12 protein-coding genes are annotated in these 12,705 nt (G+C 72.4%); 6 read left to right on the forward strand and 6 right to left on the reverse strand.

Annotated elements, in window-relative coordinates; translation table 11 throughout:
* Positions 1-49: 49 nt before the first annotated feature.
* From IF655_RS07880 to IF655_RS07890, 3 genes are all read right to left on the reverse strand, one after another.
* Positions 50-1,537, reverse strand: coding sequence for a hypothetical protein (locus tag IF655_RS07880; RefSeq protein ID WP_199583267.1), 1,488 nt, complete (start codon positions 1,535-1,537; stop codon positions 50-52).
* A gap of 43 nt (positions 1,538-1,580) precedes the next feature.
* The gene (locus IF655_RS07885) at positions 1,581-2,870 is read right to left on the reverse strand and encodes a glycosyltransferase family 4 protein (protein ID WP_199583268.1); all 1,290 of its coding nucleotides are present in this window, start codon (positions 2,868-2,870) and stop codon (positions 1,581-1,583) included.
* Positions 2,871-3,077: 207 nt separating this feature from the next.
* Positions 3,078-3,683: a phosphatase PAP2 family protein gene (locus IF655_RS07890; RefSeq protein ID WP_199583269.1), complete on the reverse strand. Its 606-nt coding sequence runs from the start codon at positions 3,681-3,683 to the stop codon at positions 3,078-3,080.
* Between the two features lie 170 nt (positions 3,684-3,853).
* Between IF655_RS07890 and IF655_RS07895 the strand changes: the two genes are divergently transcribed.
* A complete protein-coding gene (locus tag IF655_RS07895; RefSeq protein ID WP_199583270.1) occupies positions 3,854-4,225 on the forward strand; it encodes a BlaI/MecI/CopY family transcriptional regulator in 372 nt (123 codons plus the stop codon).
* A complete protein-coding gene (locus IF655_RS07900) occupies positions 4,222-5,154 on the forward strand; it encodes a M56 family metallopeptidase (protein WP_199583271.1) in 933 nt (310 codons plus the stop codon). The genes IF655_RS07895 and IF655_RS07900 overlap by 4 nt, the downstream gene beginning before the upstream one ends.
* 63 nt (positions 5,155-5,217) lie before the next feature.
* On the opposite strand, the gene crcB (IF655_RS07905) is transcribed toward IF655_RS07900, so the two are convergent.
* The 3 genes from crcB (IF655_RS07905) to IF655_RS07915 all read right to left on the reverse strand — a co-directional run bounded on the left by crcB (IF655_RS07905) (position 5,218) and on the right by IF655_RS07915 (position 7,180).
* On the reverse strand, positions 5,218-5,601 hold the full coding sequence (gene crcB, locus IF655_RS07905) for a fluoride efflux transporter CrcB (RefSeq protein ID WP_199583272.1): 384 nt from the start codon (positions 5,599-5,601) through the stop codon (positions 5,218-5,220).
* The gene (crcB, locus tag IF655_RS07910) at positions 5,598-6,110 is read right to left on the reverse strand and encodes a fluoride efflux transporter CrcB (protein ID WP_307814882.1); all 513 of its coding nucleotides are present in this window, start codon (positions 6,108-6,110) and stop codon (positions 5,598-5,600) included. The genes crcB (IF655_RS07905) and crcB (IF655_RS07910) overlap by 4 nt, the downstream gene beginning before the upstream one ends.
* A 155-nt stretch (positions 6,111-6,265) precedes the next feature.
* Positions 6,266-7,180, reverse strand: a complete 915-nt coding sequence (locus IF655_RS07915; protein ID WP_307814883.1) for a LysR substrate-binding domain-containing protein — start codon at positions 7,178-7,180, stop codon at positions 6,266-6,268.
* A 124-nt stretch (positions 7,181-7,304) separates the two neighbouring features.
* Between IF655_RS07915 and IF655_RS07920 the strand changes: the two genes are divergently transcribed.
* The 4 genes from IF655_RS07920 to IF655_RS07935 are packed head-to-tail and all read left to right on the forward strand — an operon-like array spanning position 7,305 to position 12,687.
* Positions 7,305-8,789 carry an aldehyde dehydrogenase family protein gene (locus IF655_RS07920; protein ID WP_199583273.1) on the forward strand — a complete coding sequence of 495 codons (1,485 nt, stop codon included), beginning with the start codon at positions 7,305-7,307 and terminating at the stop codon, positions 8,787-8,789.
* Positions 8,786-10,294 carry an amino acid permease gene (locus tag IF655_RS07925; RefSeq protein WP_199583274.1) on the forward strand — a complete coding sequence of 503 codons (1,509 nt, stop codon included), beginning with the start codon at positions 8,786-8,788 and terminating at the stop codon, positions 10,292-10,294. The genes IF655_RS07920 and IF655_RS07925 overlap by 4 nt, the downstream gene beginning before the upstream one ends.
* Complete coding sequence (locus IF655_RS07930) at positions 10,291-11,676, forward strand: D-arabinono-1,4-lactone oxidase (RefSeq protein ID WP_199583275.1); 1,386 nt, start codon at positions 10,291-10,293, stop codon at positions 11,674-11,676. Before IF655_RS07925 ends, IF655_RS07930 begins: the two co-directional genes overlap by 4 nt.
* Positions 11,677-11,679: 3 nt before the next feature.
* Complete coding sequence (locus tag IF655_RS07935) at positions 11,680-12,687, forward strand: alanine racemase (protein WP_199583276.1); 1,008 nt, start codon at positions 11,680-11,682, stop codon at positions 12,685-12,687.
* Positions 12,688-12,705 lie beyond the last annotated feature (18 nt).

Consider the following 12,705-nt stretch of genomic DNA (forward strand, 5'->3'; position numbering starts at 1 on the left):
AGCACGTGGGGCAGGGGTGCGCGACCGGTGAAGGAGCCCTCGGCGGGGCTCACGGGGTCGTACGGGGTGCCAAGAAGGCGGTGAGTCCGGTGCCGGGCAGGGTGAGGGGGCGCCAGTGGCGGGCGTAGGACGGGGCGGGGCTGCCCTCCGTGACCAGGACCGCGACGGGCTCGCGCCGTGTCCGTTCCCTGAGGGCGGTCAGGGTGATGGAGCGGTTGTTGCCGCCGAGGTTCGCGGAGGCGCAGCGGGCGGCGTAGCCGATGGGGGGCGCCTGGGTTCCGGTGACGAGACACGGCTCGTGGAGACCGCCCTTCCTGAGCTGGGCGGCGGCCAGGAGGTAACGGCGCGTGGTGCGCTCGGACCCGCGCAGGTTGTGCGCGAAGACCGCGAACTGCTGCCCCACGTGCGCGCCGAGCAGCAGGCAGAGCACGGTGAGCGTGAGGCAGCGCCGCCCGCGCCCGGGGCGCCCGCGGGCGCGGACCGCGATGTCGGTCAGCAGTCCGGCGACGGGCAGCGCGGCGAGCGCGTACGCGGGGAGCAGGAAGCGGGGTGCCGCGTAGGGCAGCGTGAAGAGGTAGGGCACGCTCAGACCCACGGCGCAGAGCACCGGGAGCCAGGTGGCGGTGCGCCGGTACGCCGGAGCGGTGAGGCACGCCGCGATCAGGAGCGGGGGCAGCGCGAGCCACCACAGGGTCGCCGCGAGAGGGGGCGGAGTGACCGTGCAGGGACGGCACAGCAGCGGTCCGTCGAGGCTGCGCCAGAGGGCATCCCCTGCCCAGCGCAGTCCCATCCCGCCCTCGGTGGCGCTGGACACGTCGAGCCGGTGGAGCACCCCGCCCCACCGTACGTACGCCTCGACGACCCACTGGAGGGCACCGGCGGCGAGTCCGCCGACGACCGCGGCGACGAGCGGCGGACGACGGAAGGGGCGGTGCCACAAGCACGCGGCGAGCAGGGGCAGGGCGAGCCAGACGCCGTCGGACAGTCTCATCAGCGTGGCGACGGCCACCGCCAGGAAGACCCCGGCGGGCGCGCGCCGTTCCCCGAGCGCCGCGCGCTGGAGGCAGGCGACCGCCGCCACGGCGGCGATGCCCACCCAGAGGTTGGGCATCGCCTGGGAGCCGTAGAGCTGGGTCGTCCACAGCCCGGCGAACAGCGCGGCGGCGAGGGCACACCGCACGGGTCCGATCAGCGGACGCCAGAGGGCGAAGGCGCCGTACAGGGCAGCCGCCGACAGCAGCGCGAGCCAGGCGCGCAGGACGGGTACGGAGCCGGTGGCGGCGAGGACGGGCGCGGTCAGGAATCCGATGCCCCGGGAGCGCGGGGCGCTGAAGTAGGCGGCCGGGATGCGCGGGTCCACCTGCGAAACGTAGACCGACTCGTCCCAGCCGAGGTGCAACCGGGGCAGCACCAGGGCGAGTTGGACGAGCAGATAAGCCGCGGCGACCAGCAGGAGCCAGGGGAACCCGCGGGGCTCGCGCCCGGGTGCGGCGCGCACGCCGTGGACGGTCCCGGCAGTCCGGACGCGCACGGTCATCCGGACCTCCATTCCTGACGGGTCGTCGGCACGCACGGTCGCCTCAGGACGACCGGACCGGTCCGCTGCGCGCACCGGTGCCATCGTCTGCCGGAACGGGCTTCGCCGCGCGTCGGCGTACTCCCAGTCGGCGCAGCACTCCGGCGGCACGAGCGCGCCACAGCGCCCGTCGGCGCTCGCGGGCGCGGGCGCGGCGTGTGGCGTCCAGTTCGTCGAAGAGGGCTTCGTAGGCATCGGCGACGACCGCGGGCTCGTACTGTTCGGCGGAGCGCACGGCGGCGTCACCCATACGGCGCCGGAGACCGGGGTTCTCCACCAGTTCGAGGAGTGCGGCGGCCAGGGCGTCGCGGTCGCCGACGGGGACGAGACGGCCGTCGACGCCGTCCGTGATGATCTCGCCGGGTCCCAGGGGGCAGTCCGTGCTGACGACCGGGACGCCGCAGCGCATGGCCTCGACGATCGTCATGCCGAACGACTCCGCCTCGGAGGCGACCGCGACGACGGAGGCTGCCGCGAACTCGTTCTCGATGGGGGCGCGGAATCCCATCAGCCGGGCCCGTCCGCCGAGGTCGCGCTCCTCGATGAGCTGCCGAAGGTGCTCCTCCTCCGCGCCGTGGCCGTAGATGCGCAGACTCCAGTCGGGGTGCTTCGCGGCGACGACGGCGAACGCCTCGACCAGCAGGTCGAATCGTTTCGCCCGGACCAGGCGCCCGGCCGTGGCGATGACCTTCCCCTGGCCGTCCGACGGTTCCACGGACGGTCGCGGGACGCTGTTGGGGACGGCGGCGACGCGGACGCCGGGAAGGCGCATCCGCTGCTCGTAGACGCGCGCGTCGGCCTGCGTGGTGGTGACCACGGCGTCGAGCGCGCGGTAGTCGCGCCCCAGAACGGCCCGCAGTTTCCTGCTGTGGGCGTCGTGGGTGAGGTGTTCCTGGGCGATGCGCAGCGCCTTTGGTGAGCCGAATTCCCGCAGATAGACATTGATGCCGGGACGCGTCCCGATGATCACGTCCGCGTCGCAGTCCCGCAGAAACCGCTCCACGCGCAGATCGGTCAGTCGGCTGTATTGCCCGTAGCGCTTCTCCTCCTTCGGGAACACCTCCGCCGCCTGGTCGATCAGCGGGTCGCCCAGGTCGCCGGAGCCCGTCCGCCGGTCCACCAGCGGGGTCACCGTGATGCGGCGATCGATGGCGAAGCGCGGCTTCGTGCGGTGGCGCAGCATGGAGACGATCTCCACGTCGTGGCGGTCGGCCAGTGCGGTGGCGAGGTTCAGGGTGGTGCGGATGGTGCCGCCCACGCCGTAGATGTTGTGTATGAGAAAGGTGATCTTCACGGTACGTCCTGCGTTTCGGTGCCGGCATGTTTGTCTACACGTCGGTAGACGGAGCTGTGTCGCACCGCGTTGCCCGTCGTAGTGAATTCTCAACTTCTCTTTACGTGGCACCCCGGAACCGAATATCCCGGAGACCCGCAATTGCTTAACTCGCCTTTACGGCTCTCTCGTCCCGCAATTCACCGTGGCGCCCGACGGAACGGCGATTCACGGCGTCAGCAGGAAAGCGCCCAGGCGGCTCGTCGTGAGCCGTCCCGCCACCGCGGCGGAGCGGCGCCGCAGCGCGCGCATCGCGAGCGCCGCGACCAGGGCGCCGACGAGCAGCCCGGCCAGGACGTCGTGCGGGTAGTGCACGCCGACCCAGACCCGCGAGGCGCCCATCGCGAGCGCGGCGACGACCGCGACCACCCCCAGCCGCCGGGAGACGAACAGCAGGGCGACGGCCGCCGAAGCCGCGATCACCGCGTGGTTGCTGGGGAACGACCAGTCGCCCGGCGCGGGACACGCCTCCAGCGTCCGCACGTGCAGGGTCCGGCAGGGGCGGTCCTCCCGTACGACCGACTTCAGGACCAGGTCGAGGCAGTACGCCACCACCGTGACGACCGGCACCGCCAGCGCCAGACCCGCGGCACCGGCGTCGGCGCGCCGGGCCCGCCACCAGGCGACGGTCATGAGCAGGGCGAACACCGCGAGCCCGTAGGAGGACCAGACCGAGATGATGTCGTCGAGGCGTCCGGGCGCGTGCCGCGCCAGGCGCACGACGTGTTCGTATGCGGCGCCGTCGAGGGGCGAGCCGTCGTAGGTCGGGGTCACGGGTTCCTTCTCGGTGCCGGGCGATTCCTGTCTACAATGTTGTAGACATTACGGCACTGTAGACGACCGATCGCCGGGGAAGGTTCCGCGACGGCCGGGACCCGTGGAATGTCGCCCTAACCTTGTCCCCAGCGGGTACGGCGGGTGGTCTAGCGGAAGAGGTCGACACCATGGCCGACATGGAGGGCGAGCGCAGAGCCGCCGGTGAGCTGGAGGCGAGCGTGCTGGGGGCGCTGTGGGCGGCGGGCCGGCCCCTCTCGGCGGCGGAAGTGCGCGCCGCGATGCCCCAGGAGCTGGCGCGCACCACGGTGGCGACCCTGCTGGCGCGGCTGCACGAGAAGGGCGCCGTGGGTCGCAGCCCGGGCAAGCGCGGGTTCGTCTACTTCGCCACCGAGGACGCGCACGGTCTCACCGCCCGCCGTATGCACCACGAGCTGGACCAGGGCGCCGACCGCAGCGTGGTGCTGGCCCGCTTCGTCGAGGGACTCAGCCCCGACGACGAGGCGGAACTGCGACGCCTGCTGGAGGGCGGCGCCCCGTGATCGTCCTGCTCCTTCTCCCGCTGGCGGTGCCCTGGTGCCTGCCGTTCCTGGCGCGGCGCACGGTCCAGCGGGTACGGCCCGAGCGGGCGCTGTGGACGATCACCGCCGCGACCGTCGCGCTGGCGGTCGGCAGCGTGGCGTGCCTGGGCGTCCTGCTGCTGCCCCTCGCGCTCACACTGGCGCCGCTCGCCTCGCTCGCCCACCTCGTCCACCCGCTCCAGGCGGGTCCCAGGGCGCTGGTGCTCGGCGTCTCCGCCCTGTCCGCCGGTGCGCTGACCTGGTCCGCGTGCACGATCTTGCGGCGTACGGTCGCGGAGGCGGCGCGGCTGCGCACCGTACGGCGCAGTGTCGCGGGACTTCCGGACGCCGGGGGTCTGTGCGTGCTGGACGATCCTCGGCCGGACGCGTTCGCGCTGCCCGGCGGCGCCCGGCGAACGGACCGGATCGTGGTGACCACCGGGATGCTGCGGGCCCTCGGTCCGCTCGAACGCGAGGCGCTGCTCGCGCACGAACGCGCCCACCTCGCCGCTCGGCACCATCGCTTCCTGGCCGTCGCCCATCTCGCGGGCTGGTGCCACCCCGCGCTGGCCGCGGTCACGCCGTACGTCACCCTCGCCGCCGAGCGGGCAGCCGACGAGACCGCCGCGCGCCACTGCGGCAACCGCAGGCTGACCGCGCAGGCCGTGGGTCGCGCGGCACTGGCCACGAGCCGCGCCCGCACGCACACCGGTCTGACCGCGGGTGCCACGGACGGTCCCGTCCCCCTGCGCGTCAAGGCGCTCCTCACCCGCGCCCCCGCCCGCACCATGGTCCCCGCCGTCCTGGCGATGGCCCTCCTGTGCTCCACCGCCGGGCTCTCCTCGCTGGCGGGGGCGGTGTGGCTGCATCACGGGGTGGAGGTGGCCCAGGGCGAGGAACCGCGGGGCTGAGGGGGGCGCCGCACTCGGCAGAACGACTCGCCCGCCACGAGACTCCGTCCGCTCACCGGCACGCTACGACCCCGGGCTCCACAGGGACTGGGCGACCGTGATCCCCACGAACACGGCGCCGAGGGCGGCAAGCGCGGTGGCACAGGCGTTGCCCACGGCCCGTACCGTCTCGCCGGTGGACGCCAGATGTGTGGTGCCCCAGGCGAACGTCGAGAACGTGGTGAGCGCCCCGCACACGCCCGTACCGAGGAACAGGGCGGCGGACGCACCGGCGGCGCCCGCCGTGACGGCACCGGTGAGGAAGCCGATGACCAGGCAGCCCAGCGCGTTGACGGCGAAGGTCCCCCAGGGGAACCGGGTGGTCTGATGCCGCTGCACGGCCCGGTCCAGCAGGAAACGCGCCGAGGCGCCGACCGCTCCGCCGAGGAGGACCAGGACGATGTTCACGCGGGCGTCCGCCGGTGCCGGGCCATGGCGGTCCGCCAGGTCAGCCGGGAGGCGAGCGCGGTACCGGCGATCCCGGCGAGCAGGGTGCCCGCGTAGTAGGCGAGGGCGGCACCCGGAGCGCCGAGCCGGGCGAGCCGCTCGGTGTCGGCGGCGTACGTCGACAGGGTGGTGAACCCGCCGAGGAACCCGGTCGCGAGGAAGGGACGCACCAGGGGCGGCGCGGGACGGATCTCCATGAAGAACATGACCACGACGCCCATCACCACGCACCCGGCGACGTTGACACCGAACGTCGCCCACGGAAACCCGTCCGGCCGGGACGGCCAGGCCCGCTGCACGCCGTACCGTGCTGCCGCGCCGAGCGCGCCGCCGACCGCCACCGCCGCCACGGACGGGAGCAGCTTCCGCAAGGACGCGAGCCGGTCCGGCTCCGCGACGTCCATGTCCATCGGCAGGCGGTGGTAGGGGACCTGTGCGGCATCCCGGGGGGTCCGGGGAGTCTGGGACACGCCGCCCCTCTCCACTCGGCACGTGCGGCGTCGGGTCGGCACGTGCGGCGTCCGGTCGGCCGAGCGCTCCGTCGTCGGCCCGGAGGGAGCCTTACCACCGAGCCGCCGAGGTCAACCGGCACGTACCCGGGTGGCGGAGACCTCCCCCACCGCCGCTACACCGCCCCGGCAGCGCCCTCGATCGTGCGCAGGATCCCCGGCTCACGGTCGCGCACCGCTCTCGCGGCGTCCACGAAGGAGGCGACGAGCGGGTTCGACCGGGGCGAGCGATGGGCCACGGCGACGGTCGAGCCCCGGTGGTCCTCGATCGTGATGAACCGGACTCCGGGGTGGGGCGAGTAGCGCCGTGCCGCCGCCGGGGTGACGCAGCAGGCCATCCCGGCGGCGACGACCTCCGCCTCCTCGCTCTGGGAGTGCGTCTCGACGAGGCGGGGCGGGCGCGTGCCGCCGCGATGACCGGCCAGGGTCCAGAAGTCGCGCCAGACGCCGTCGTCGGTGCGGCCGACGGCGATCGATTCGTCGAGGAGGTCCGCCACACGCACGCGGTGCGCCGCGCTCACCCCGACGACGCAGGGCTCGGTGAACAGCGGTGTGACCACGAGTCCGTGGGTGGAACTCGGCAGCCGGATGAACGCGACGTCGGTGGTGGCACCGGCCAGACCCGCCAAGGGGTCGGCGAAGCCGAACTCGTGCAGCTCGACCCGGGCTTCGGGACGGCGGCGGGCGAACTCGCTCAGGATGTGCGTGGTCAGCTCCAGCGCCGCGCCGACGACGAAGCCCACGCGCAGCGTGACCTGCTCTCCCCGCCCGACCCCTCGCGCCTCGGTCACACCCCGGTCGAAGCGGTCGAGCACCTCGTGAGCGGCGGCCAGGAACACCTCACCGGCCGGGGTGAGTTCCACCCTGCGGGAGGTGCGCCGCAGCAGCGGTGTCCCGAGTTCGCCCTCCAGCTCGGCGATCTGCCTGCTCAGCGACTGCTGAGCCACGAAGAGCTTCGCGGCGGCCCGGGTGAAGTGCAACTCCTCGGCCAGCGCGACGAAGAGACGCAGTCGGCGCAGGTTCACATCCACAATCCCGGGATTGTAGATCGTGCCGAGATTGGTGTTTCACCTCGTGCCCCGCTCGCCCCCACCATGAGCCATCCGCGATGACCTGTCCGCGTTGACCCGTCCGCGTTGAGCCAAGGGGAGAGCGATGACCCGTACCACGACCGTCGGCCTCGGTGACGATCCAGGCCACAGCACCGGTGACGCCGATACCGATGCCATCGCCGCGCTGCGCACCGCCTTCGCCACCCAGACAGCGGGCGTCCGGCGGAACCCGGCACCGGGGATCGAGGAGCGCCGCCGGAGTCTGCAGGCGCTGGCCCAGGTGATCACCGGGTACCGGCACCGCATCCGGGAGGCGCTGTCGGCCGACTTCGCCGTGCACCCCGAGGGGTTCGCGGATCTCGTCGAGATTCTCGGCGTGGCCGGGCGGGCCGCCCACGCCGCCGAACACCTCGAAGCCTGGATGGCGCCGGAGACCCGCCCGGCCGGTCCCGGACTCCTCGGCACGGCGCACGTCTCGATCACCCATCAGCCCAAGGGAGTCATCGGGCTGATCTCGCCCTGGAACTTCCCCTTCGACCTCTCGCTCGGTCCCCTCGCCGACATGCTGGCGGCCGGGAACCGGGTGATCGTCAAACCGTCGGAGTACACCCCCGCGTGCTCGGCTCTGCTGCGCGAGATGCTGGCCGAAGCCTTCGACCCGGAGCAGGTCACCGTCGTCACCGGCGGACTGGAACTCGCGCGGGAGTTCCCGACCCTGCCGTGGGACCACCTGCTGTACACCGGGAACCCCGAGGTCGGACGCCTGGTCGCCCGCGCGGCAGCCGAGAACCTGGTGCCGACCACGCTCGAACTCGGCGGAAAGTGCCCGGCGATCGTCCACGAGGACAGCGTCACCGCGGACACCGTCGCCCAGATCGTCGGAACGAAACTGGTCAAGAGCGGGCAGATGTGTGTCACCGTCGACTACTGCCTGGTGCCCCGGAAGGACCTGGACCGGTTCACCGAGCTGGTGACCGCGCACATGCGCGAGCGGGTACCGGGTTTCGCCTCCTCGCCGGACTGTACGGGCATCATCACCGAACGCCATCTGACCCGCCTCGTCGGCCTGGTCGAGGAGGCCAGGAGCCGGGGCGTCACGGTGGTGCGGACCGACGACACCGGTCCGGACACGGCCACGCGGCGGATGCCGCTGACGCTGGTGATCGACCCGCCCGACGACCTCGCTCTCATGCGCGAGGAGATCTTCGGACCGATCCTGCCGGTCAAGCCCTACGACGCGATCGAGGACGCCGTCACCTACGTCAACCAGGGTGAACGGCCCCTGGGTCTCTACGTCTTCGCACAGGACCCCGGCACCGCCGAACAGCTCCTGGCCACCACCGTTTCCGGGGGCGCGTGCGTCAACACCTGTGCGGTGCAGGCCGCCGTGCCCTCTCTCGGATTCGGCGGCATCGGACGCAGCGGGCACGGGCGGCACCACGGGGTGGACGGCTTCCGGGAGTTCTCCAACCCGCGCGGCGTCGTCAGGCGTGGCCGGGACGATCTGATCGAGCTGATGTTCCCGCCCTATGGGGACGCGCTCGACACGGTCGTCGACTCCGCGCTCGGCGCCGCGGGTGCCGAATGACCGCGCCCGAGCCGCGGGAGCGGCCCGCGGGAGACGAGGGCACGGTCGACGCGTTCGGCTACCGGCAGGAGCTGCGCCGGTCGTTGAGCTGGTTCTCGCTGTTCTCGGTGTCGTTCTCCGTGATGTCGATCGCCACCGGCGTCTTCCTCAACTTCACTTTCGGAATGACCCACTTGGGCCCGGTCAGCATCTGGATCTGGCCCGCGGTGGGCGTCGGGCAGGTGCTGGTCGCCCTGGTCCTCGGCGAGCTGGGCACCCGGATACCGCTGGCGGGCGCCGGCTACCAGTGGGGAGCGCGGCTGGTCGGACCCGGCTACGGCTGGTTCATCGGCGCCCTGGGCATCCTGTACGCCGCCGTGGGCGTACCCGGCATCGTCTACCTCGCGGTCGCGCCGCTCACCGAGTACGTCCTCGGCATCGACGACGCCTCGCCGCGCATGACGCTGTTCATCGCGCTGCTGGTCCTCACGGTCGCCTACCTCGTCAACATCATCAGCGTGCAACTGGCCGCCCGGATCAACAACGTGGCGGTTCTCGCGGAGATCGTCGGCACGGTCGTCCTGGCCCTGCTGCTGTTCTTCCTGTGGGTCGCGGGGACCAAAGAGACCGATCACGGGATCGGCTACCTCACCGAACACCACCACCTGCCGGGCCAGTCCTACGGTTACGCGATCGCGCTGGCGTCCCTGGTGGGCGTCTACACCCTGGCCGGGTTCGAAGCCGCCGCCGACGTGGCCGAGGAGGCGGTGGACGCCAGGCGCTCGATACCCCGCGCCATCCTCGGCAGTGTCGTGGTCTCGGTGGTCCTCGGCATGGTGGTGCTGATCGGCTTCACCGTGGCCGTCCCGAGCGACGAGGTGCTCGCGTCCGGCGGACTGCCCGCCGTGTTCCAGTACTGGCTCGGCGCGGGGCTCGCGCGCGCCTTCGTGGGCGTGGTCGTCTTCGCGATGTTCGCGCTGATGGTGGTCTCCGCCGCCGTCATCGCGCGCCTGCTCTTCGCCATGGCACGCGACAACATGCTGCCCGGCTCCGCCCTCCTGAGGCGGGTCAACCCCACGACGAGGACGCCCGTTCCCGCCCTCCTGACGGGGTACGTGCTCAACGTCGCGGTCGTGGTCTTCGGCTACAACAGCTCCAACGCCTTCGGCACGCTCGTCGGCGCCACGGCGGTACTGCCGTATCTCGTCTACCTCCTGGTCGTGCTCGCCTACGGCTACCGGCGGCGCAGGCTGGCGGCGATCGACGGGGCGTTCGACCTGGGTCGCTTCGCCGTACCCGTGTTCGGAGCCGCCCTCGTCCACCTGGTCGCCGTCGTCCTGACGCTGACGCTGCCGGACGAGTTCCGCAGCGCGAACGACTACGTGCTCGGCGGGCTCGCCCTCGCCGCGGTGTGGTGGCTCACCGGTCTGCGACCCCGGCTGGCGCGGGGCCGGGCCGGGGCGCCGACTCTCGGCGGGAACAGCCCGCACTCCGACGACCTGGAGACTCAGGAGGACAAGCGATGACGAAGAGCACGTCCACGACGGGCGCCTGGGCCAACTGGACCGGTGACCAGTCCTGCACCCCGCTGAGGATTCTGCGCCCGGGCTCGGTGGACGAGATCGCCGCCGTGACCGCACAGGCGGCCGCCGACGGCCGGACCGTCCGCGTCGTCGGCGCCGGCCACTCCTTCGACGACCAGGTCTGTACGGACGGTCTGCTGCTGAATCTGGACCGGATCAGCGGCCTGCGGCACGTCGATCCCGAGGCGGGGCTCGTCACGGTCGGTGCCGGGACCCGCCTGGCCGATCTGAACCTCCAGCTCGCGCGGCACGGACTCGCCCTGCCCAACCTCGGGGACATCGACAGGCAGAGCGTCGCCGGTGCCCTGTCCACCGGCACCCACGGAACGGGCCGCGCGCTCGGCAACCTCGCCACCCAGATCGAGGCTCTCGACCTTGTGCTCGCCGACGGCACCACGCTGACCTGCACCGAGGACGATCCCGAGGTCCTGCGGGCAGCCCGGCTGAGCCTCGGCGCCCTGGGAGTGATCACCGGCTACACCCTGCGTGTCGTACCGGCCTTCGCCTTGCGCGCCGAGACCCGGCGGATGCCGCTCGCCGAGACGCTGGGGCGCCTGGACGAACTCGTCGACGCCAACGACCACTTCGAGTTCTTCCTGTTCCCGCACGCCCGATCCGCCCTGGTGAAGCTGAACAACCGCACCGAGGACCCCGTCCGTCCGCCGCGTGAGACGGCGAGAAGGATCGCCGAGTTCGCCGAGAACGGTCTCTTCGAGGCGGCGTGCCGGGCGGGGCGCCGCTTCCCGTCGCGGATCCCGTCGCTGAACCGGGCCGTCACCCGGCTCATGACCCCCTCCGAGCATGTCGACCGGAGCGACCGGGTCTTCGCCAGCAGGCGTTCGGTCAGGTTCACGGAGATGGAGTGGGCCGTGCCGCGCGCTGCCTGCGCCGAGGTGCTCCGGGAGATCCTGCGGGTGATCGACCACGACCGTCTCGACGTGGGATTCCCGGTCGAGGTGCGGTTCGTGGCTCCCGACGAGCTGTCCCACCTCAGCCCCGCCTACGGCCGCGAGAGCGCGTACCTCGCCGTCCACATGTACCGGGGCATGGCGTGGGAGCCGTACTTCCGCCGCGTCCAGGACGTCGCCCTGGCGTTCGGGGGACGGCCGCACTGGGGCAAACGGCACTTCATGGAGGCCGAGGGACTCGCCGCCCGCTACCCGGCGTGGGACCGGTTCCAGGCGGTCCGCTCGCGACTCGACCCGCGGGGCACCTTCACCAACGCCCATCTGCGCAGAGTGCTCGGCCCGGTCGGAAGCCCCGGCGCCGCGCCGTCGCCCGACGGCTCCCACGGCGTCGGCGACCGGACCACGAAAGGCAGGTAGAACGTGCTCATCAGCGAACTGCAGACCCCCGCGCTCCTGGTCGACCGGACGGCACTGCGCCACAACCTCGACACGATGACCGCCGAGCTGCCCGGCGCCCGCCTCCGGCCGCACGTCAAGGCACACAAGTGCACGAGCCTGGCCCGGCTTCAGTACGCCAACGGGCACCGGGGCTTCACCTGCGCGACGGTCCGCGAGGTCGAGGTCATGGCGGCGGCCGGTCTCGGTGAGGATCTGCTGCTGGCCAACGAGGTGCTGGAGACCCGCCGCCTGGGGCAACTGGTCGAGCAGGGGCACCGGGTGACGGTCGCCGTGGACTCGCCCGAGACGGTCCGGGCCGCCGCTTCCGGCGGGGTGCGCGAGGTCCTCGTCGACGTCAACGTCGGACTGCCCCGCTGCGGCTGCCCGCCCGGCGAAGCCGGTCGGCTCGCCGACCTCGCCCGAGGCGCCGGGCTGGTCGTGCGCGGCGTCATGGGCTACGAGGGCCACCTCATGCTCGTGGCGAAGGAGGAGGAGCGCCGGGAACGGACCGAGCAGGCGATGCGGGAGCTGCTCGCCGCGAGCGCCGCCGTCGGAGGCGACGTCATCAGCGCCGGAGGAACCGGCACCTGCACGGTCAACACCTGGGCCAACGAGATCCAGGCGGGCTCGTACGCCCTCATGGACACCGCCTACGAACAGCTCGGCCAGCCCTTCCGGCAGGCGCTCTTCGTCCTGGGCACGGTCATCTCGGTCTCGTCCGGCTGGGCGGTCGTCGACGTCGGTCTCAAATCGCTCGGACTCGACCACGGGCTCCCGGCCATCGACGGCGCGGAGGTCTGGTTCTGCTCCGACGAACACACGACGTTCAGCATCCCGGACGGACCGCTGCCCGCCGTCGGAGAGCTGGTCCGGGTGCGCCCCTCCCACGTCGACCCCACCGTGGCCCTCCACGACACCCTCCACCTGGTCGACGGCGACCGCGTGCTGGAGCGGTGGCCGGTCGACATGCGGGGCTGGCGCCGGTCCTGAGCCCCGCCCGTCACCGCC

It is taken from the genome of Streptomyces sp. DSM 110735, assembly GCF_016482685.1.
Taxonomy (GTDB): Bacteria; Actinomycetota; Actinomycetes; order Streptomycetales; family Streptomycetaceae; genus Streptomyces.